This window comes from Enterobacter sp. JH25 (genome assembly GCF_021725435.1).
GTDB classification, from domain to species: Bacteria; Pseudomonadota; Gammaproteobacteria; order Enterobacterales; family Enterobacteriaceae; genus Enterobacter; species Enterobacter intestinihominis.
In genome coordinates this window covers 1,276,381-1,296,172 of sequence record NZ_CP091319.1, presented here as the reverse complement: position 1 = coordinate 1,296,172, position 19,792 = coordinate 1,276,381, and the positions used below count along the sequence as shown (strand labels likewise).

Below are 19,792 nucleotides of genomic sequence, written 5' to 3'. Positions count from 1 at the left end.
GGCGCTAACGCTTACCGGGTCTACGAGATCACTGTTTTCTCCCTCTCCCTGTGGGAGAGGGCCGGGGTGAGGGCATCAGCCCGCACCAGGCACCATTTACGCGTTTTTCAGCACTTCGCTGACAATCTCTACCGCTTCTTTCTCAATCTGCTGGCGGTGCTCAGCGCCGAGGAAGCTTTCGCAATAGATTTTATACGCATCTTCCGTACCGGATGGACGCGCGGCGAACCAGCCGTTTTCGGTCATCACCTTCAGGCCGCCGATGGATGCGCCGTTACCCGGTGCCGCCGTCAGACGCGCGGTGATCGGGTCACCTGCCAGGGTGCTTGCGCTGACCATCTCCGGAGAGAGTTTGGACAGAGCGGCTTTCTGAGCAGAGGTCGCGCCAGCCTGAATACGGTTATAGCTTGGCGCACCAAAGCGTCCTGCCAGGTCGTTGTAATGTTCCTGCGGGTTCTTACCGGTAACCGCGGTGATTTCCGCCGCCAGCAGGCACATGATGATGCCGTCTTTATCGGTTGACCATGGGGTGCCGTCGAAGCGCAGGAAGGATGCCCCCGCGCTCTCTTCACCACCAAAGCCGAAGCTGCCGTCGTGCAGACCGTCAACAAACCACTTGAAGCCCACCGGCACTTCCACCAGCTTGCGGCCCAGCGCATCGACCACACGGTCAATCATGGCGGAAGAGACCAGCGTTTTACCCACCGCAACCTCTTTGCCCCACTGCGGACGATGCTGGAAGAGATAATTGATCGCCACAGCCAGGTAGTGGTTAGGGTTCATCAGCCCAGCGGGGGTGACGATACCGTGACGGTCGTAGTCCGGGTCGTTGGCAAACGCCAGATCGAACTTGTCGCGCAGCGCCAGCAGGCCCGCCATCGCGCATTCGGAAGAGCAGTCCATACGGATCGCGCCGTCTTTGTCCAGGTGCATAAAGCGGAAGGTCTGATCGACGTGATCGTTCACGATGGTCAGATCCAGCTTGTAGTGCTCGGCAATGCGTTTCCAGTATTCAATACCGGAGCCGCCCAGCGGATCCACGCCCAGCTTCAGACCGGCTTTCTGGATAGCGGCCATATCGACGATATCCGCCAGCCCTTCCACGAACGGCTGCACCAGATCCTGCTCTTTCACGTGGCCGGACGCCATGGCTTCATCCAGCGAGATGCGCTTCACGCCGTTCAGACCGTTAGCCAGTAACGCGTTGGCGCGATCTTCCACCACTTTCGTGACGTTGGTATCCGCCGGGCCACCGTTAGGTGGGTTGTACTTGATGCCGCCATCTTCCGGTGGGTTGTGGGACGGGGTGATCACAATACCGTCCGCCTGCGCGCCACCTTTTTTGTTATGTACCAGAATAGCGTTAGAAACCGCAGGCGTTGGCGTGAAACCGTTGTTCTCCTGAACAATCACGTCTACGCCGTTTGCCGCCAGTACTTCCAGCACGGAGATAAAGGCAGGTTCAGACAGGGCGTGGGTATCTTTCCCAACATAGCACGGACCGGTGACGCCATTTTTGGCGCGCTCTTCCGCGATGGCCTGAGCAATGGCCAGAATGTGCGGTTCGTTAAAGCTATGGCGCGCCGCGCTGCCGCGGTGGCCAGATGTACCAAACTTCACTGCGTGTTCTGCGTTGCCCACCACCGGCTTCAGCACGTAGTACTGCGCGGTCAGTTGAGCGACGTTAATCAAATCGCGTTGTTGTGCAGGTTGTCCTGCACGGCTGTGATTTGCCATTGCCTGGTCCTTCTGATGCAAGGGTTAAATTGTACCGCAAACCTTTTCGATCAATTCCGCCGGGAACTGCATGGACTGCATGATATGTTCGATCATGCTGCACTTGCGGCCCGTATTGGTATTGGTGATCACCCAGTATGGCGTACCGGGAACATGTTTGGGTTTGGTTTGGTTGCCATTTTGCAGCAGGGTCTGCTCGTCACCTGCGAAGTAAACGCGCGTGCGACCGTGCAGCGACTCTGTCGCTTCTGCAAATGCGTTGTTATCCAGTGAGTAAAGTGTAGACAGCACCAGCATAAAGCGGTTAACCGCCTTTTTCTGCTCTGCATATTCATCAGACAGCAGCAGCTCGCGCATCGCGCGCACTTTGTCTTTTGCCGGCATGACGGCAGGTTTTACTTGTGCAACAACGCTCGGCTGAGACACGACATCTTTAGTGACAGGAGTGGGCTGTGAGGCGGCGGAAATTTTAAGCATGCGCCGTAAAATGTCGGACGCGCTCTCCCCAATATGCCGCGTCTGGCTGGCAATATACTGATAGAGTTCGTCATCAACTTCGATTGTTTTCATCTTAATCCAGTGCGATATCTTATCTGAATACAAGTCGTTGAGATTATAAGGTCTAATCCCAACAGCGGATAGCGTCAAACCAGGTTGGCGGCAAAAGTCAGATTAAACTGGATCCTTGCCCCCGGGCGGCAGAATGGTCAACATGATACCCTAACCTGACAAACCTAAAAAAAGAACTTTGCCATGAAATTGAATACCCGAGCGCAAACTGCACAATCGCCGAACAATAATTCTCCCATCGTACTGGTTCACGGCCTGTTTGGTAGTCTGGATAACCTGGGCGTGCTGGCGCGCGATTTAGTGACCGATCACGAGATCCTCCAGGTTGATATGCGCAATCACGGTCTTTCAGGACGCTCGGAGGAGATGACCTACGCAGCCATGGCGCAGGATCTGCGGGACACCCTCGATGCGAATAATATCCAGAAAGCGACGCTCATCGGGCATTCAATGGGCGGTAAAGCGGTGATGGCGCTTACAGCGCTGGCCCCTGAGCGAATTTCCGGTCTGGTGGTCATTGACGTTGCGCCCGTCAATTACGACGTTCGCCGTCACGATGAGATTTTCGCTGCGATCAATGCTGTGACAGAGTCAGGCGTCTCCACACGCCAGCAGGCGGCAGCCGTTATGCGCGAGCATCTCGATGAAGAAGGCGTGGTCCAGTTCCTGCTGAAATCCTTTGTTGACGGACAATGGCGCTTTAACGTCCCGGTACTGTGGGATCAGTATTCGCATATTGTGGGGTGGGAAAATGTCCCCGCCTGGCCGCACCCTACCCTCTTTATTCGCGGCGGCAACTCCCCTTACGTCACTGACGCGTATCGTGACACGCTGCTGGCGCAATTTCCGCAGGCTCGCGCTCACGTCATCGCCGGTGCCGGGCACTGGGTCCACGCGGAAAAACCGGATGCGGTCCTGCGCGCCATTCGCCGCTATCTTACTGATACAGCGAATTGATTAAAAAGCCAGCGACCGGAAGACGACGGGCTTCCAGTCGTTGGCGTGTGGATATGGGTGATGTATGATGGCGCGCTTATCGCCCGGGCATTAGCAGGGCGGCGTGTTTCCCCCGAAGTCTCAGAATCATGGCCAAAGAACAAACGGACCGTACGACACTAGATCTGTTCGCGAATGAGCGTCGACCGGGACGACCGAAAACGAATCCGCTTTCGCGCGATGAACAGCTGCGTATCAATAAACGCAACCAGCTTAAACGCGATAAAAATCGTGGGCTTAAGCGTGTCGAACTCAAGCTGAATGCCGATGCCGTCGATGCGCTTAACGAGTTAGCTGACGCGCGCAACATCAGCCGCAGCGAACTGATCGAAGAGATGCTGATCGCCCAGCTTGAGACGTTACGCGGCAAGGCGTGAGTCAGAAAATCCCCAATATTACCTTTTTCATGTAGCACAGAGTGCAGTCCTGCGTGATAGCTGTTTCCGCAGGGTTGCCTGTTCTGCTATTATTGCCCTTATCCGTGGACAATTTGCGCCACCATACCATTAAGTTTCAAGAGGTTATTTTACTCATGGCAATCATCGGCATTTTCTTTGGCAGTGATACCGGCAATACTGAAAATATCGCAAAAAACATTCAAAAACAGCTCGGTAAAGACGTTGCTGATGTGCATGACATCGCCAAGAGCAGCAAAGAAGATCTCGAGGGCTATGACATCCTGCTGCTGGGCATCCCGACCTGGTACTACGGTGAAGCACAGTGTGACTGGGACGATTTCTTCCCGACGCTGGAAGAAGTCGACTTCAACGGCAAGCTGGTTGCCCTGTTTGGCTGTGGCGATCAGGAAGACTACGCTGAGTATTTCTGTGATGCGCTGGGCACTATTCGTGACATCATTGAGCCGCGCGGTGCGGCGATTGTTGGTCACTGGCCAACAGCGGGTTACCACTTCGAAGCTTCCAAAGGTCTGGCAGATGACGATCACTTCGTTGGCCTTGCCATTGATGAAGACCGTCAGCCAGAGCTGACCGCAGAGCGTGTAGAAAAATGGGTTAAGCAGGTTCGTGAAGAGCTGAACCTGGACGATATCCTTAACGCCTGATATCCCTGCGGCGCAACTCCGGTTGCGCCCGTTGTTCAGGTAAAACCGATTAAATTAATTGCTACAAACTTTTAACTTTTTCGTCCAGACCTGTACAATATCCCCCTGGTAAAAAGTGGGTGCCATCGAACAAGTTTGTTGGTGATACCACGTTTTTATAAGCATACTTTGCTTGAGACTTGCAGTTTTCATTTAGCCATGGCAGTTCTATAATGAGACGCATTATCCCAAGTGCATTTTCTGTCACTTCTTCTTTTGAAGTGAATCGTTTAGCAACAGGACAGATTCCGCATGACTGACAACAATACCGCATTAAAGAAAGCTGGCCTGAAAGTAACGCTTCCTCGGTTAAAAATCCTTGAAGTGCTTCAGGGGCCAGACAATCACCATGTCAGTGCGGAAGACCTTTATAAGCGTCTTATCGATATGGGTGAAGAGATTGGGCTGGCAACCGTCTATCGTGTGCTGAACCAGTTTGATGACGCGGGCATTGTTACTCGTCATAATTTCGAAGGCGGTAAATCCGTGTTCGAGCTGACTCAGCAGCACCACCACGATCACCTGATCTGCCTCGACTGTGGCAAGGTCATTGAATTTAGCGATGATTCCATTGAATCACGCCAGCGTGAAATCGCCGCCCGTCATGGCATCCGCCTGACCAACCACAGCCTGTACCTGTACGGTCACTGTGCTGAAGGGGATTGCCGCGAAAATGAACATGCGCACGACGCAAAATAAGTCAGTGTTCATACTCTGAGCCAGCCGTGAGGTTGGCTTTTTTTTGCCTGGAAAAAGCCCGGTAAGCGCAGCGCCACCGGGCGTAAAGCAACTTATTTATTGTTATTGCGAATCTCGTCCCAAATCTTATCGCAACGCTTCGCCACTTCCTGATCGTTACCGGTTTTACGCGCCTGAATACAGGCCTGGTAATCCATCACGCGAACGTTTTCCTGCGTGGCGAATTGCTCATGGGCTTTGTCTTTTTTCAGCACGTTCAGCACGCTTTGACAGGCTTCAATCTTCTCAGGTGAACCTTGTGCGGTATTGATGCAAGCGCTATACGCCTCTTTCAGACGGGAGTCTTCTTTCGGCGCCTGATCCTGCGCGCACGCCACCAGCCCGAATGCCAGCAGCGCAACGATTACCCTTTTTTTCATCATGTTCAGTCTCCATAACGGCGGGACACAGCCCGCCGCAGCATTCATCAGAAGATGGTAAATGGCGCAATGACCATAAATTTCACGTCGCGCTCATCCTGGAAGATGTTGCCGTAACCGCCCGCGTAGCTCGGGATATCGGAGTGGTTGTCATACTGGGTGAAGTGCAGTTTGAACATCGTGCCTTTCGCACGCCCCTCCTGCAGGGTGTAAATCGCATCCAGACTGTATGAAGACTCTTTCAGACGGTAGTTCGGATCGTAGTAGGCGTCTGGCGTAGCCATATCCGCTGGCTTCGCGTCCCAGGCGTACGCGTAGGACGCGCCCACTGCCCAGCCAGGCAGGTTCCAGTTCTTCAGGTCATACATTGCGCCGAAGAAGACTGCTTTTTCGCCGTCGGCGTTGAAGTCAGAGCGGTTATCCCACCAGATATCCAGACGACCGTTGGAAGAGGCGTAGGTTGGCGTCATACGTTGCAGGAAATAGCCCTGCTGCCCTTCTGCCTTGACCCATGTACCCTCCAGACGCAAATCAACCTGACCCACCTTGTAGCCGAAGGTCAGCGCCTGTAACCACGCGGTGCCGTCATAAATATCATTTACGCTGCCATCGCTGACCTTGTCGCGCGTACCGTAGAACTGATAGCTGGTGCTCAGCGGGCTACCTGCGATATCAAATTTGTAGCTGGCTTTAGCAAAGTACTGATCAATATAACCTTCAGCCTGACCAAAAGCCGCTTCCAGCACCAGATCGTTTTTGAAGTCGTACTTCGCCCCCAGCGAGTGGAGATAATCAACTTTGGTTTTTTTATCGTTTTGATAGAACTTGTCCATCTCAATGTGCCACGGCGCTTTGTACTCGTTGGTCCACATATAGGAGAAGCTCAACGCCCCCGCATCGCCGTAGTCAAAATTAGCACCGGCTTCCGCGCCCTGATAGGTACCTGGCATAAAGCTCCAGTGCGGCGCTAACAGCGTCTGACCGGTTGGCTGGATATAACCACCACGCGCCCAGACCGGGCCATATTTGAATTTTGCAGCCGCTTTATACAGGCTGATTCCGCTTTTATCGCCGGACCAGTCTTCGTCGTAAGCTTTATTGCTGGAGGAGAACGCAATTTCGTTCGGATGGCCGCTGTCGCCATTTTCGGCCATTTCAATTGCGGTGAACGCTGCAATATCGATCCCGAACATATCGGCGGCATATCCCGACTGGAAATCCAGGTTGGCGTTCCAGGTCGAGTGAGAAAGGTTAGTTTTGTATTTATCTTCAGTGACGTCTTTACGGTCACGCTCACGTTGCCAGTAATAAATACCGCCCGTAAGGGTGGAATCTTCAATGAAACCTGCTGCTTTTGCCTCTGGCGCAACCACCAGGCCCGACATTGCTGTCACACCGGCGATAGCCAGCGCCAGCGCACTACGTTTGCCACTGAACGTACGCATAGATTATTCCTCTTTGACGAATTAAAACGCCTTAAACGGCGAAAAACAGAAAAGACCAAATGGTCAGGGGTAGTCAGAAATACCCTCGAATTAACTACCGTCTTTAGGTTATTTTTCGCGACGCGAATTATCAATGCTTTTAATCAGGCAAAAGTCAGGATTATGACGAAGAGCACATATTTCGTAGTGCTTTGTAACATTTACCGTGAAGCGAGTACTGGCGGGGGAATACGCTAATTTTCAGTAAGTAACATTGAGATTGAGAATATATTTTTCAGCGTTTCAGTTTTTGGAAAACAACAAACTTTTTTTAAATAAAATAAGTAGCACCACATTGACCTGGAATGTTGGCTTTAAAAGATTATCCCGATGCTTAACGACATGATCGTTAAATAAAAAAACGCCGCATTACGCGGCGTTTGTTTCTCATTGACCAGAGCAGCGTTATTATTCGCCGATCTTAGTCCAGGTATCACGCAGACCCACGGTACGGTTAAATACTGGTTTTTCTGCCGTGCTGTAACGGCTGTCCAGGCAGAAATAACCCTCACGTTCGAACTGGAACGCTTTACCGGCTTCAGCGGCTTTCAGAGACGGCTCGGCATACCCCTGCTTGATAATCAGCGACTCAGGGTTAATAACCGCCAGGAAGTCTTCCGCTGCGCCTGGGTTAGGCACGCTGAACAGACGGTCGTAGAGACGGATCTCAACCGGCAGCGCATGCTGCGCGCTCACCCAGTGGATTACGCCTTTCACTTTACGGCCATCCGCCGGATCTTTGCTCAGCGTCTCTGCATCGTACGTACAGAAGATGGTCGTGATGTTACCTTCCGCATCTTTCTCTACGCGCTCGGCTTTGATTACATAGGCGTTACGCAGACGTACTTCTTTGCCCAGCACCAGACGCTTGTACTGCTTGTTCGCTTCTTCTCGGAAGTCGGCACGATCGATCCAGATTTCACCGCTGAACGGCACGTCGCGGGTGCCCATTTCCGGTTTGTTCGGATGATTAGGCATAGAGACCAGTTCGCTCCCGCCCTGCGGATAGTTTTCGATAACCAGTTTCACTGGATCGATCACCGCCATCGCGCGCGGCGCGTTTTCGTTCAGGTCTTCACGAATGCAGGATTCCAGAGACGCCATTTCGATGGTGTTGTCCTGCTTGGTGACGCCGATACGTTTGCAGAACTCACGAATGGAGGCGGAGGTGTAGCCACGACGACGCAGGCCAGAGATGGTCGGCATACGTGGGTCGTCCCAGCCTTCAACGTGCTTGTCAGTGACCAGCAGGTTCAGCTTACGCTTGGACATCACGGTGTATTCCAGGTTCAGACGAGAGAACTCGTACTGACGCGGATGCACAGGAATGGTGATGTTATCCAGCACCCAGTCGTACAGACGACGGTTGTCCTGGAATTCCAGCGTGCACAGAGAGTGCGTAATGCCTTCCAGCGCATCGCTGATGCAGTGGGTGAAGTCGTACATCGGGTAGATGCACCACTTGTTACCGGTCTGGTGGTGTTCTGCGAACTTAATGCGGTACAGCACCGGATCGCGCATCACGATGAACGGAGACGCCATATCGATTTTGGCACGCAGACACGCTTTACCTTCTTCGAAGCCACCGGCACGCATTTTTTCAAACAGCGCCAGGTTCTCTTCCACGCTACGATCGCGGAACGGACTGTTCTTACCGGGCTGAGTCAGCGTACCGCGGTATTCACGGATTTCGTCAGCAGAGAGCTCGTCGACGTATGCCAGACCCTTGTTAATCAGTTCAACCGCATAGGCATACAGCTGATCGAAATAGTCTGAGGAGTAGCAGATATCGCCTGACCAGTTGAAGCCCAGCCATTGCACGTCGTTTTTAATCGACTCAACGTATTCGATGTCTTCTTTTACTGGGTTGGTGTCATCGAAACGCAGGTTGCACTGCCCCTGGTAGTCTTGCGCAATACCAAAGTTCAGGCAGATCGATTTGGCGTGACCAATGTGCAGGTAGCCATTTGGCTCCGGCGGGAAACGCGTGTGGACTGTGGTGTGCTTACCACTGGCCAGATCTTCATCGATGATCTGACGAATAAAGTTACTCGGGCGGGCTTCTGCCTCACTCATCGTGGATTCCTCAAAGCGTAAACAACGTATAACGGCATATGATCTTATAAGCCGGACGTAGTGACAACCCTTAAAACGTCCCGGAAGAAAATAATGGGGGCAATTGCTGCAAAAAAAAGCGGCGGAGGATATCCCCCGCCGCTAAAGGCATAACTCTACTCAGGAGCGATTACTTGCCTTTAATCTCATACAGTGGCGTTTGGCCTGCAACTACCTGCCCCTGCGCCTGGATCACCAGACCGCTGAAGTCGTCGATGTTGCTGCACACTACCGGGCTTATCATGGAGCGCGCGTTGGCGTTCAGGAACTCCAGATCCATTTCCAGAATCGGCTGACCTGCCGCCACTTCAGCGCCCTCTTCCACCAGGCGAGTAAAGCCCTGACCGTTCAGCGCAACGGTATCGATACCCATATGGACAACGATCTCCGCGCCTTTTTCCGTTTCCAGGCAGAACGCGTGGTTGGTGTTGAAGATTTTCACGATAGTACCGGCTGCCGGAGAGACCACGGTTTTGTCCGTTGGTTTCACCGCCACGCCATCACCGACCGCTTTGCTGGCGAACGCTTCGTCAGGCACCTGCTCAAGCGCAACAACGTCACCTGTCACCGGAGAAACCAGCGCAGCGATGGTCACCGCATTTGGCACAGCCTGCGGTTTTGCAACCGGCGCGTCAGCTACTGGCGCGTTATCCGTTGAGGCGGCAGCGACCGGCCCACGGGCAACCACTTTTTTCATTTCATCGCCGATAGATTCGGCTTTCGCACCCACGATAACCTGGATGGTTTGTTTGTTCAGCTTCACCACACCAGACGCACCAAGGCGTTTGCACATTGCATCGCTCACGCGGGCGGAGTCGCCCACGGTCAGACGCAGACGGGTAATACAGGCATCGATCGCTTTCAGGTTGTCGGTGCCACCCACAGCGGCAATATAGCTGGTTGCCAGCTGGGTTAAACCCTCTTCGGTATTGCTGTTGGCTTCACTGGTCACAACATCATCTTTCGTATCTTCGCGGCCCGGCGTCTTCAGGTTAAACATACGAATAACCGCGCTGAACAGAACGAAGTAGATAACGAAGAAGATCAGGCCCATCACCACCAGCATCCAGACGTTGCTGCTTGCCGCCGGCAGGTTGTACATCAACACATAGTCGATAGCGCCTGCGGAGAAGGAGAAGCCTGCATGGATACCCAGAAGGGTGGCAACGAACAGGCTGATACCGGTCAGGATCGCGTGCATCAGATACAGCAGCGGAGCCAGGAACATGAACAGGAATTCCAGTGGCTCGGTCACGCCGGTCAGGAAGGCGGTGATCGCAACGGACAGCAGCATCCCGCCAACCATTGGGCGACGCGCTTTCGGCGCAGCCAGGTACATTGCCAGCGCGGCGCCAGGCAGACCAAACATCATGATTGGGAAGAAGCCGGACATGAACATGCCCGCGGTGCCGTCACCTGCGTAGAAGCGGTTGATATCACCGTGGAATACCGCGCCAGCCGCGTTGGTGAACTCACCAATCTGGAACCAGGCGATGGTGTTCAGTACCTGATGCAGACCGGTTGGGATCAGCAGACGGTTAATGAAACCGAAGATGCCCGCGCCCATTGCGCCTGCAGACACGATCCACTCGCCACCCGCATGGATAGCATGCTGAACCGGTGGCCAAACGTAGCCAAAGATGGCGGCGAGGATCAGACAGAAAAAGCCCGTCGCAATCGGCACAAAACGTTTACCGCCGAAGAAGCTCAGGAAGTCAGGCAGTTTGATACCCGCCCAGCGGTTGTACACGGCGCCACCGACCAGACCGGTAATGATACCCGCCAGTACACCCATGTTGATTTCCGGGTTGATGGTTACCATCGCTTTCGTGAGGATGAAGTAACCTACCGCCCCTGCCAGTGCCGCAGCACCGGCGCTGTCTTTTGACCAGCTTGACGCCACGCCGATGGCGAAAATCAGCGCAAGGTTGTCAAAAATGGCGCCGCCTGCCTGGGCAATAAACGGCACATTAAGAAGATCGGGTTGCCCGAATCGCAGCAGCAATGCTGCAACCGGTAGCACGGCGATAGGGAGCTGCAAAGCCCTACCGAGGCGCTGGAAAAAACCTAAAATATTCATCCTATTCCCCCTACGAGACCCTTTGTTAAGACTCGCGCATAAACTATGTTTTTATTGTGTCACGAACGATAGATACTGTTGATGATTCACTGGCAGTGTGAGTGTGTGAAAAATTAATTCGTATCGCAAATTAAACACCTATTTTTTGTGATTATTGTCACCAAATATCGTATTAAACCCTCCCTTTCACTGGCTAACCACGAAAACTTATTTTATCATTCAAAAAATCAAGACGGATTGATCCGGCCTGAAAGGTTCCAGGTTACGCTTAGTTCAGGTTGCACTAATCATCCGCCCACTTTTACTTAAACTTTAGAGGTGAATAATGAGACTGATTCCCCTGGCAACAGCTGAACAAGTCGGAAAATGGGCTGCTCGTCATATCGTTAACCGCATCAACGCGTTCAAACCAACAGCCGATCGTCCTTTCGTACTCGGTCTTCCAACCGGTGGAACTCCCCTGACCGCATATAAGGCTTTGGTTGAAATGCACAAAGCGGGCCAGGTTAGCTTTAAACATGTTGTGACCTTCAACATGGACGAATATGTCGGCCTGCCAAAGGAACATCCGGAAAGTTACCACAGCTTTATGCACCGTAATTTCTTCGACCACGTTGATATTCCGGCTGAAAACATTAACCTGCTGAATGGAAACGCGCCTGATATTGACGCAGAATGCCGTCAGTATGAAGAAAAAATCCGTTCCTACGGTAAAATCCACCTGTTTATGGGCGGCGTAGGCAACGATGGTCATATCGCGTTCAACGAACCGGCATCTTCACTGGCTTCCCGTACCCGTATTAAAACGTTGACCCATGACACGCGTGTGGCTAACTCCCGCTTCTTTGACGGCGACGTCAATCAGGTGCCGAAATACGCGCTGACCGTGGGTGTGGGTACACTGCTGGATGCCGAAGAAGTGATGATTCTGGTGCTGGGCGCAGTGAAAGCGCAAGCGCTTCAGGCTGCCGTTGAAGGCAACGTGAACCATATGTGGACGATCAGCTGCTTACAGTTGCATCCAAAAGCGGTTGTCGTGTGTGACGAACCGTCCACCATGGAGCTGAAAGTGAAAACGCTGAAATACTTCAACGAGCTGGAAGCTGAGAACATTAAAGGTCTGTAATTGAATAACCGCCTCTTTTATCAGGGGCGGTCGCTTTTTTAACCGGGGGTCGATATGTACGCTTTAACCCACGGTCGGATTTATACCGGCCATGAAATTCTGGATGACCATGCGATTGTAATCGCCAATGGCCTGATTGAACGTGTTTGCCCGCTGGCGGAACTGCCGCCGGAGATCGAACAGCGTTCCCTCAATGGAGCAGTAATCTCCCCCGGTTTCATCGACGTACAGCTTAACGGCTGCGGCGGTGTCCAGTTTAACGATACCGCAGAGGCGGTAACGGTTGAAACGCTGGAAATCATGCAAAACGCCAACGAGAAATCGGGCTGCACCAGCTATCTGCCAACGCTGATTACCAGCAGCGATGACCTGATGAAACAGGGTATCCGCGTCATGCGTGAATACCTGGCAAAACATCCGAATCAGGCGCTGGGTCTGCACCTGGAAGGACCATGGCTGAATATGGTCAAGAAAGGCACCCATAACCCGAACTACGTGCGCAAACCGGATGCCGAGCTGGTGGATTACATGTGCGCCAATGCCGATGTGATCACCAAAGTGACGCTGGCACCGGAAATGACCGGCACGGACGTTATCAGCAAACTGGCCGCCGCCGGGATTGTGGTATCTGCGGGCCATTCGAACGCGACGCTTAAAGAGGCGAAGGCCGGTTTCCGCGCAGGTATTACATTTGCCACACACCTTTATAACGCGATGCCGTATATTACCGGTCGCGAACCGGGACTGGTTGGCGCAATTCTGGATGAACCAGACGTCTACTGCGGCATTATCGCCGACGGCTTGCATGTCGATTACACCAACATCCGCAACGCCAAGCGCCTTAAAGCCGACAAGCTCTGCCTGGTCACGGATGCTACCGCTCCGGCAGGAGCGAATATTGACCAGTTCATTTTTGCTGGTAAAACAATATACTACCGGAATGGACTGTGTGTGGATGAGAACGGCACGCTGAGCGGTTCTTCTCTGACGATGATCGAAGGGGTACGTAACCTCGTTGAACATTGCGGCATTGCGCTTGAGGAAGTGCTGCGCATGGCCACGCTTTATCCGGCGCGCGCTATTGGCGTCGATAAACAGCTCGGCGGTATTGCGCCAGGTATGGTTGCAAACCTGACGGCGTTCACACACGATTATAAAATTATTAAGACCATCGTTAATGGTAACGAGGTCGTCACTGAGTAAGTAAAAGTATGACACCAGGCGGACAAGCTCAAATCGGTAATGTCGATCTCGTTAAACAACTTAACAGCGCGGCAGTTTATCGCCTGATTGACCAGCACGGGCCAATCTCACGCATTCAGATAGCCGAACAAAGCCAGCTTGCTCCCGCCAGCGTGACAAAAATTACACGTCAGCTTATTGAGCGCGGCCTGATCAAAGAAGTGGATCAGCAGGCCTCCACCGGCGGCCGCCGCGCGATTTCCATCGTCACTGAAACCCGCAATTTTCAGGCCATTGGCGTTCGCTTAGGCCGTCATGACACCACGCTTACGCTCTACGATCTGAGCAGCAAGGCCATTGCCGAAGAGCACTACCCCCTTCCTGAGCGCACACAGGAGACGCTCGAACACGCGTTACTGAATACCATCGCGCAGTTTATCGAAAGCTGTCAGCGCAAGATCCGTGAACTCATCGCCATCTCGGTGATTTTACCCGGTCTGGTTGACCCGGAAAGCGGCGTTATTCGCTACATGCCGCACATTAAGGTAGAGAACTGGGGGCTGGTTGAGGCGCTGGAAAAGCGCTTCAAGCTGACCTGCTTTGTTGGTCACGATATCCGCTCGCTGGCGCTGGCGGAGCACTACTTTGGTGCGAGCCAGGACTGCGAAGACTCTATTCTGGTGCGCGTTCACCGTGGTACAGGTGCGGGTATCATCTCGAATGGCCGCATTTTTATTGGTCGTAACGGTAACGTAGGCGAGATCGGTCATATCCAGGTGGAACCGCTTGGCGAGCGCTGCCACTGCGGTAACTTTGGCTGTCTTGAAACCGTTGCCGCCAATGCCGCCATTGAACATCGCGTCCGCCACCTGCTGGAGCAGGGTTATCAGAGCCGCGTCACGCTGGGCGACTGTAAGATCGGTGCCATCTGCAAAGCGGCAAACAAAGGCGATGCGCTGGCCTGCGAAGTGATCGAACAGGTAGGACGCCACCTGGGTAAGACCATCGCCATTGCCATCAACCTGTTTAATCCGCAAAAAGTGGTGATTGCCGGCGAGATCGTTGAAGCCGAAAAAGTATTACTGCCTGCCATTGAAGGCTGCATCAATACCCAGGCGCTGAAGGCATTTCGCCAGAATTTGCCGGTGGTGCGATCTACGCTCGATCACCGCTCGGCAATTGGCGCATTCGCCCTGGTAAAACGTGCCATGCTCAACGGGATCCTGCTGCAACATTTGCTGGAATCCTGATCGGACCTTATAGTAACGCCTTCTTTTTTTGATGTCGGATTGTCCATGACCATTAAGAATGTAATTTGTGATATCGACGGCGTGCTGATGCACGACAACGTTGCCGTGCCAGGTGCTGCGGAGTTTCTTCACCGCATCATCGACAAAGGAATGCCACTGGTTCTTCTCACGAACTACCCTTCACAGACTGGTCAGGATCTGGCAAATCGCTTTGCTACCGCGGGTGTCAACGTCCCGGACAGCGTGTTTTATACCTCTGCGATGGCGACCGCGGATTTCCTGAAGCGTCAGGAAGGCAAAAAAGCCTACGTGGTTGGCGAAGGCGCGCTGATCCACGAGCTGTATAAAGCGGGCTTCACCATCACCGACGTGAATCCGGACTTTGTCATCGTGGGCGAAACGCGCTCCTTTAACTGGGAGATGATGCATAAAGCAGCCTACTTTGTCGCCAATGGTGCACGTTTTATCGCCACTAACCCGGATACGCATGGTCGTGGTTTTTATCCCGCCTGCGGTGCGCTGTGCGCCGGTATCGAAAAAATCTCAGGCCGTAAGCCGTTTGTTGTCGGCAAACCGAGCCCGTGGATCATCCGCGCTGCACTGAATACGATGCAGGCACACTCAGAAGAAACCGTCATAGTTGGCGACAACCTGCGCACCGATATTTTGGCCGGCTTCCAGGCCGGGCTTGAAACCATCCTGGTGCTTTCTGGCGTTTCACAGCTTGATGACATTGATACGATGCCGTTCCGGCCAAGCTGGATTTACCCCTCTGTCGACGAAATCGACGTTATTTGATTCAGAACCACGCCTCAGGGCGTGGTTTTTCATTTCTGCTGCCTGAAAATATCACTTCATCTAACGAAATCAGCTCTTCATTGAGAAATCATCAATAGAATGACTTAATGCATACTCTTTTTTTAAGATTCGGCAATTGCCATTGCACTTTTTACGTTTTCATCGGTAAAACGCTTGCGCCCCCTCCCCTTTTTGCGGCATTTTCATAAGCAAGCAACATCACAACGCAACAGGGTTAACGGAGAAGGTTATGTGTTCTATTTTTGGCGTACTGGATATTAAAACTGACGCGGGCGAACTGCGTAAAAAAGCACTCGAATTGTCCCGCCTGATGCGCCATCGCGGTCCGGACTGGTCAGGCGTATACGCCAGCGATAAAGCGATTCTGGCTCACGAACGTCTCTCCATTGTTGATGTCAACGCTGGCGCACAGCCGCTGTATAACGAGAAAAAAACGCACGCGCTGGCTGTTAACGGTGAAATTTACAACCATCAGGCGCTGCGCGCCGAGTACGGCGATCGCTACGCGTTTCAGACCGGCTCAGACTGCGAAGTGATCCTGGCGCTGTATCAGGAGAAAGGCCCGGAGTTCCTCGACGACCTGCAAGGTATGTTCGCCTTCGCGCTGTACGACAGCGAAAAAGACGCTTACCTGATTGGCCGCGACCATATTGGTATTATCCCGCTGTACATGGGACACGATGAACACGGTAACTTCTACGTTGCCTCAGAGATGAAAGCCCTGGTACCGGTGTGCCGCACCATCAAAGAGTTCCCGGCAGGTAGCTACCTGTGGAGTAAAGACGGCGAGATCCGCCCGTACTACCAGCGCGACTGGTTTGATTATGAGGCGGTGAAAGACAACGTGACGGACAAAGCCGAACTGCGTCAGGCACTAGAGGAGTCAGTGAAAAGCCACCTGATGTCAGACGTACCCTACGGCGTACTGCTCTCCGGCGGTCTGGACTCCTCCGTGATCTCCGCGATCACCAAGAAATTCGCCGCACGTCGCGTGGAAGATCAGGAGCGCTCTGAAGCCTGGTGGCCGCAGCTGCACTCCTTTGCCGTGGGTCTGGAAGGGGCACCTGACCTGAAAGCCGCCCAGGAAGTGGCGAACCATCTCGGCACGGTGCACCATGAAATTCACTTCACCGTACAGGAAGGTCTGGATGCGATCCGCGATGTGATCTATCACATTGAAACCTATGATGTGACCACCATTCGCGCCTCCACGCCGATGTATTTGATGTCGCGGAAGATCAAAGCGATGGGCATCAAGATGGTGCTCTCCGGCGAAGGTTCTGACGAAGTGTTTGGCGGTTATCTCTATTTCCACAAAGCGCCAAACGCCAAAGAGCTGCATGAAGAAACGGTGCGTAAGCTACAGGCGCTGCACATGTTTGACTGCGCGCGCGCCAACAAAGCGATGTCCGCCTGGGGTGTGGAAGCCCGCGTGCCGTTCCTCGATAAGAAATTCCTCGATGTGGCGATGCGCATCAACCCGCAGGACAAAATGTGCGGCAACGGCAAAATGGAGAAACATATCCTGCGTGAATGTTTTGAATCCTACCTGCCGGCGAGCGTGGCGTGGCGTCAGAAAGAGCAGTTCTCGGATGGCGTGGGTTACAGCTGGATCGACACTCTGAAAGAGGTGGCGGCAAAACAGGTTTCTGATCAACAACTGGAAACTGCGAGCTTCCGCTTCCCGTACAACACGCCAGCCTCGAAAGAAGCGTATTTGTACCGTGAAATCTTTGAGGAGCTGTTCCCGGTTCCAAGTGCAGCCGAGTGCGTACCGGGTGGTCCATCGGTCGCCTGCTCTTCTGCTAAAGCCATTGAATGGGATGAATCCTTCAAAGCCATGAACGATCCGTCAGGACGCGCGGTGGGCGTTCACCAGTCTGCCTATAAATAATGTTCAGAGTATCATCAGGCCCTCCGGGGCCTGATTTTTTTGCCTCTCTTTTCCCCGCATAAAATCGATTAATAACCAATAATTGTCGAATATTCGGCCTCGCTGTTCGCAACCTAACCAAACAGTCACATTCCGGCTATTTTCATTGAAAAAGGTGTTGACGCTGCAAGGGTCTATACGCATAATGCGCCCCGCAACGCCGATAAGGTAACGCGAAAAAAAGATGGCTACGTAGCTCAGTTGGTTAGAGCACATCACTCATAATGATGGGGTCACAGGTTCGAATCCCGTCGTAGCCACCATCTTTTTTGCGGGAGTGGCGAAATTGGTAGACGCACCAGATTTAGGTTCTGGCGCCGCAAGGTGTGCGAGTTCAAGTCTCGCCTCCCGCACCATTCCCAGGTAAGCGTTGCACGGATGGGGTATCGCCAAGCGGTAAGGCACCGGTTTTTGATACCGGCATTCCCTGGTTCGAATCCAGGTACCCCAGCCATATTTCTTCGATCATGCGGTTCTCCGCGGTATTGGGGTATCGCCAAGCGGTAAGGCACCGGTTTTTGATACCGGCATTCCCTGGTTCGAATCCAGGTACCCCAGCCATCGAAGATTGCAGTACTGGCTACGTAGCTCAGTTGGTTAGAGCACATCACTCATAATGATGGGGTCACAGGTTCGAATCCCGTCGTAGCCACCATATTTATGTTATCGAATACGATTCGGTAAACTGAACATTGTTGGGGTATCGCCAAGCGGTAAGGCACCGGATTCTGATTCCGGCATTCCGAGGTTCGAATCCTCGTACCCCAGCCACTTTAAAGTCGTTAAGCAGTTTGTTTAACGCAATTGGGGTGTCGCCAAGCGGTAAGGCTCTGGTTTCTGATACCAGCATTCCGGGGTTCGAATCCCTGCACCCCAGCCACTTAAAACAAACAAGCCCGCTCTGCGGGCTTTTTTGTTTTTGTTGCTCAGAATAGTGCGGCCTGATGCCCTCACCCTAACCCTCTCCCACGGGGAGAGGGAATAAAGATTAGAGTCCGAGGGCGTATTTCAGTGCCTGACGCTTCAGACCACCGGCGCGCTCCGCCGCCATCAGTCCGATATTGCGCAATATCCGCACCGGACCCACGTCATTGCTGAACCCGGCATAGAACAGATCCATCCCCGACTGCATAATGAAGTTATCCGCCATACGGCGCGTCTGGTAGCGCTTCAGTACCTCATGGCTGGCCCAGGCTTCCGCGTGGGCGCGAGCGTTACCCAGCACATCCAGTAACGCATCGACGTCACGGTATCCCAGGTTAACCCCCTGCCCCGCCAGCGGATGAATGGTGTGCGCCGCGTCTCCCACCAGGGCCAGCCCTTCACGGGCATACTGCAACGCATGGCGTCGCATCAGCGGGAATGCGCCAGCGGCAACCGGGGTCACGTTACCCAGACGGCGCGGGAAGTGCTGGCGGATTTCGCGCTGCAACTGATCCATGGACAGCCCCTGCAACTGTCGAATGCGCGCCGGCTTGTCGTACCACACCAGCGAAGCCCAGTTATCAAACAACGGTAAGAATGCATGCGGGCCGTTCGGCGTAAAATGCTGCCAGGTGCTTTCGCCCGGCGCGTTTTCTGACTGCACGGTGATCAGCATGCAGGACTGCTGATACTGCCAGGCATGGATCCCAATGCCTGCCATCTGCCTGACCTGCGAGTTCGCGCCATCCGCCCCCACCACCAGCTTTACGGCCAGCTCATCGTCGTTATCCAGCGTCAGGAGATATCCACCTTCATGACGATGCAGGGCTTTCAGCGAGTCCGGAACGCGCAGCGTCACCTTCGGGTGCGCCTCCAGCGCCTGCCAGAGCGCCTGCTGGAGCACGTTGTTTTCCACCATATAGCCCAGACGCGGCAGTTTCAGCTCGGCGGCGTCAAACGAGACGTGAGCATTTTCCCACTCCCAGGTTTCAAGACGGCTGTAGGGGTGCGCGCGCATCGCCAGCACCGCCTCCCAGACGCCCAGCCCGCGAAGCAGATCAACAGAGGACGCGCTGATGGCGGAAATACGCACGTCCGGTTGGCTGGCAGGATCGAATACCGGCGGAGCCGCCTGTTCAATAACGGTTACGTCAAATCCCTGCTGCGCCAGCCCCAGCGCCAGTGCGCCGCCGACCATACCGCCGCCAACAACGGCAACTTCGGTGTTCAGGAGTGTCATGGTCACTATTCCTTATTGGAGAATACCTTAAGTTTACCGGATTTTTGCGGCCCTGAGGTTGACAACCTTCATACTGGTCACAACCGCACCAAAGCATTACAATACGCGGCTTGCAA

The 19,792-nt window shown here is 53.5% G+C and carries 16 protein-coding genes and 7 tRNA genes; 16 read left to right on the top strand and 7 right to left on the bottom strand.

Translation table 11 applies throughout. The features are described from left to right. Nucleotides 1-96: 96 nt before the first annotated feature. Together pgm and seqA are read right to left on the bottom strand one after the other, a co-directional pair. Nucleotides 97-1,737: a phosphoglucomutase (alpha-D-glucose-1,6-bisphosphate-dependent) gene (gene pgm / locus L2Y28_RS06150; protein WP_022647447.1), complete on the bottom strand. Its 1,641-nt coding sequence runs from the start codon at nucleotides 1,735-1,737 to the stop codon at nucleotides 97-99. A gap of 24 nt (nucleotides 1,738-1,761) precedes the next feature. Then, nucleotides 1,762-2,307, bottom strand: a complete 546-nt coding sequence (gene seqA / locus L2Y28_RS06145; RefSeq protein ID WP_003858650.1) for a replication initiation negative regulator SeqA — start codon at nucleotides 2,305-2,307, stop codon at nucleotides 1,762-1,764. A 183-nt stretch (nucleotides 2,308-2,490) separates the two neighbouring features. On the opposite strand from seqA, the gene ybfF reads away from it, so the two are divergent. From ybfF to fur, 4 genes are all read left to right on the top strand, one after another. Then, on the top strand, nucleotides 2,491-3,264 hold the full coding sequence (gene ybfF / locus L2Y28_RS06140) for an esterase (protein WP_022647446.1): 774 nt from the start codon (nucleotides 2,491-2,493) through the stop codon (nucleotides 3,262-3,264). A gap of 128 nt (nucleotides 3,265-3,392) precedes the next feature. Next, the gene (ybfE, locus tag L2Y28_RS06135) at nucleotides 3,393-3,680 is read left to right on the top strand and encodes a LexA regulated protein (protein WP_003858652.1); all 288 of its coding nucleotides are present in this window, start codon (nucleotides 3,393-3,395) and stop codon (nucleotides 3,678-3,680) included. A 155-nt stretch (nucleotides 3,681-3,835) separates the two neighbouring features. Beyond that, a complete protein-coding gene (gene fldA, locus L2Y28_RS06130; RefSeq protein WP_003858653.1) occupies nucleotides 3,836-4,366 on the top strand; it encodes a flavodoxin FldA in 531 nt (176 codons plus the stop codon). 291 nt (nucleotides 4,367-4,657) lie between these two features. Next, a complete protein-coding gene (gene fur, locus L2Y28_RS06125; RefSeq protein WP_003858655.1) occupies nucleotides 4,658-5,104 on the top strand; it encodes a ferric iron uptake transcriptional regulator in 447 nt (148 codons plus the stop codon). Nucleotides 5,105-5,196: 92 nt separating this feature from the next. Here fur and chiQ read toward each other — a convergent pair whose 3' ends face one another. From chiQ to nagE, 4 genes are all read right to left on the bottom strand, one after another. Next, nucleotides 5,197-5,523 (bottom strand): ChiQ/YbfN family lipoprotein, encoded by a 327-nt coding sequence (gene chiQ, locus L2Y28_RS06120; RefSeq protein WP_032621829.1) that lies wholly within the window; start codon nucleotides 5,521-5,523, stop codon nucleotides 5,197-5,199. 47 nt (nucleotides 5,524-5,570) lie between these two features. Further along, nucleotides 5,571-6,968 (bottom strand): chitoporin, encoded by a 1,398-nt coding sequence (chiP, locus tag L2Y28_RS06115; protein ID WP_017694280.1) that lies wholly within the window; start codon nucleotides 6,966-6,968, stop codon nucleotides 5,571-5,573. A 447-nt stretch (nucleotides 6,969-7,415) separates the two neighbouring features. Then, complete coding sequence (gene glnS / locus L2Y28_RS06105; protein ID WP_015571127.1) at nucleotides 7,416-9,083, bottom strand: glutamine--tRNA ligase; 1,668 nt, start codon at nucleotides 9,081-9,083, stop codon at nucleotides 7,416-7,418. 169 nt (nucleotides 9,084-9,252) lie between these two features. Continuing rightward, nucleotides 9,253-11,202 carry a PTS N-acetyl glucosamine transporter subunit IIABC gene (gene nagE / locus L2Y28_RS06100; protein ID WP_022647444.1) on the bottom strand — a complete coding sequence of 650 codons (1,950 nt, stop codon included), beginning with the start codon at nucleotides 11,200-11,202 and terminating at the stop codon, nucleotides 9,253-9,255. A gap of 325 nt (nucleotides 11,203-11,527) precedes the next feature. Here nagE and nagB point away from each other — a divergent pair, with 325 nt between their 5' ends. The 12 genes from nagB (at nucleotide 11,528) to L2Y28_RS06040 (ending at nucleotide 18,392) form a co-directional block, all read left to right on the top strand. Continuing rightward, nucleotides 11,528-12,328: a glucosamine-6-phosphate deaminase gene (gene nagB, locus L2Y28_RS06095; RefSeq protein ID WP_003858663.1), complete on the top strand. Its 801-nt coding sequence runs from the start codon at nucleotides 11,528-11,530 to the stop codon at nucleotides 12,326-12,328. A 54-nt stretch (nucleotides 12,329-12,382) separates the two neighbouring features. After that, complete coding sequence (gene nagA, locus L2Y28_RS06090) at nucleotides 12,383-13,531, top strand: N-acetylglucosamine-6-phosphate deacetylase (RefSeq protein ID WP_022647443.1); 1,149 nt, start codon at nucleotides 12,383-12,385, stop codon at nucleotides 13,529-13,531. Nucleotides 13,532-13,539: 8 nt separating this feature from the next. Beyond that, a complete protein-coding gene (locus L2Y28_RS06085) occupies nucleotides 13,540-14,760 on the top strand; it encodes an N-acetylglucosamine repressor (protein WP_022647442.1) in 1,221 nt (406 codons plus the stop codon). Between the two features lie 45 nt (nucleotides 14,761-14,805). Beyond that, entirely contained in the window at nucleotides 14,806-15,558 is a 753-nt protein-coding gene (gene nagD / locus L2Y28_RS06080) for a ribonucleotide monophosphatase NagD (RefSeq protein ID WP_003858667.1), read from the top strand. Between the two features lie 250 nt (nucleotides 15,559-15,808). Further along, the gene (gene asnB / locus L2Y28_RS06075; RefSeq protein ID WP_015571128.1) at nucleotides 15,809-17,473 is read left to right on the top strand and encodes an asparagine synthase B; all 1,665 of its coding nucleotides are present in this window, start codon (nucleotides 15,809-15,811) and stop codon (nucleotides 17,471-17,473) included. Nucleotides 17,474-17,698: 225 nt separating this feature from the next. Next, nucleotides 17,699-17,775, top strand: a tRNA-Met gene (locus L2Y28_RS06070). 8 nt (nucleotides 17,776-17,783) lie between these two features. Continuing rightward, nucleotides 17,784-17,868: transfer RNA gene (locus L2Y28_RS06065), tRNA-Leu, on the top strand. Nucleotides 17,869-17,891: 23 nt separating this feature from the next. After that, a tRNA-Gln gene (locus L2Y28_RS06060) sits at nucleotides 17,892-17,966 on the top strand. Between the two features lie 32 nt (nucleotides 17,967-17,998). After that, nucleotides 17,999-18,073, top strand: a tRNA-Gln gene (locus tag L2Y28_RS06055). A gap of 17 nt (nucleotides 18,074-18,090) precedes the next feature. Further along, nucleotides 18,091-18,167, top strand: a tRNA-Met gene (locus L2Y28_RS06050). A 41-nt stretch (nucleotides 18,168-18,208) separates the two neighbouring features. Then, a tRNA-Gln gene (locus L2Y28_RS06045) sits at nucleotides 18,209-18,283 on the top strand. Between the two features lie 34 nt (nucleotides 18,284-18,317). Further along, nucleotides 18,318-18,392, top strand: a tRNA-Gln gene (locus tag L2Y28_RS06040). A 108-nt stretch (nucleotides 18,393-18,500) separates the two neighbouring features. Here L2Y28_RS06040 and ubiF read toward each other — a convergent pair. Beyond that, nucleotides 18,501-19,676: a 3-demethoxyubiquinol 3-hydroxylase gene (gene ubiF / locus L2Y28_RS06035; RefSeq protein ID WP_022647441.1), complete on the bottom strand. Its 1,176-nt coding sequence runs from the start codon at nucleotides 19,674-19,676 to the stop codon at nucleotides 18,501-18,503. Nucleotides 19,677-19,792 lie beyond the last annotated feature (116 nt).

Bases quoted from the DNA above. Each gene is read 5' to 3' on its own strand.
- pgm (WP_022647447.1), bottom strand. From the start codon at position 1,737: ATGGCAAATCACAGCCGTGCAGGACAACCTGCACAACAACGCGATTTG.
- seqA (WP_003858650.1), bottom strand. From the start codon at position 2,307: ATGAAAACAATCGAAGTTGATGACGAACTCTATCAGTATATTGCCAGC.
- ybfF (WP_022647446.1), top strand. From the start codon at position 2,491: ATGAAATTGAATACCCGAGCGCAAACTGCACAATCGCCGAACAATAAT.
- ybfE (WP_003858652.1), top strand. From the start codon at position 3,393: ATGGCCAAAGAACAAACGGACCGTACGACACTAGATCTGTTCGCGAAT.
- fldA (WP_003858653.1), top strand. From the start codon at position 3,836: ATGGCAATCATCGGCATTTTCTTTGGCAGTGATACCGGCAATACTGAA.
- fur (WP_003858655.1), top strand. From the start codon at position 4,658: ATGACTGACAACAATACCGCATTAAAGAAAGCTGGCCTGAAAGTAACG.
- chiQ (WP_032621829.1), bottom strand. From the start codon at position 5,523: ATGAAAAAAAGGGTAATCGTTGCGCTGCTGGCATTCGGGCTGGTGGCG.
- chiP (WP_017694280.1), bottom strand. From the start codon at position 6,968: ATGCGTACGTTCAGTGGCAAACGTAGTGCGCTGGCGCTGGCTATCGCC.
- glnS (WP_015571127.1), bottom strand. From the start codon at position 9,083: ATGAGTGAGGCAGAAGCCCGCCCGAGTAACTTTATTCGTCAGATCATC.
- nagE (WP_022647444.1), bottom strand. From the start codon at position 11,202: ATGAATATTTTAGGTTTTTTCCAGCGCCTCGGTAGGGCTTTGCAGCTC.
- nagB (WP_003858663.1), top strand. From the start codon at position 11,528: ATGAGACTGATTCCCCTGGCAACAGCTGAACAAGTCGGAAAATGGGCT.
- nagA (WP_022647443.1), top strand. From the start codon at position 12,383: ATGTACGCTTTAACCCACGGTCGGATTTATACCGGCCATGAAATTCTG.
- L2Y28_RS06085 (WP_022647442.1), top strand. From the start codon at position 13,540: ATGACACCAGGCGGACAAGCTCAAATCGGTAATGTCGATCTCGTTAAA.
- nagD (WP_003858667.1), top strand. From the start codon at position 14,806: ATGACCATTAAGAATGTAATTTGTGATATCGACGGCGTGCTGATGCAC.
- asnB (WP_015571128.1), top strand. From the start codon at position 15,809: ATGTGTTCTATTTTTGGCGTACTGGATATTAAAACTGACGCGGGCGAA.
- ubiF (WP_022647441.1), bottom strand. From the start codon at position 19,676: ATGACACTCCTGAACACCGAAGTTGCCGTTGTTGGCGGCGGTATGGTC.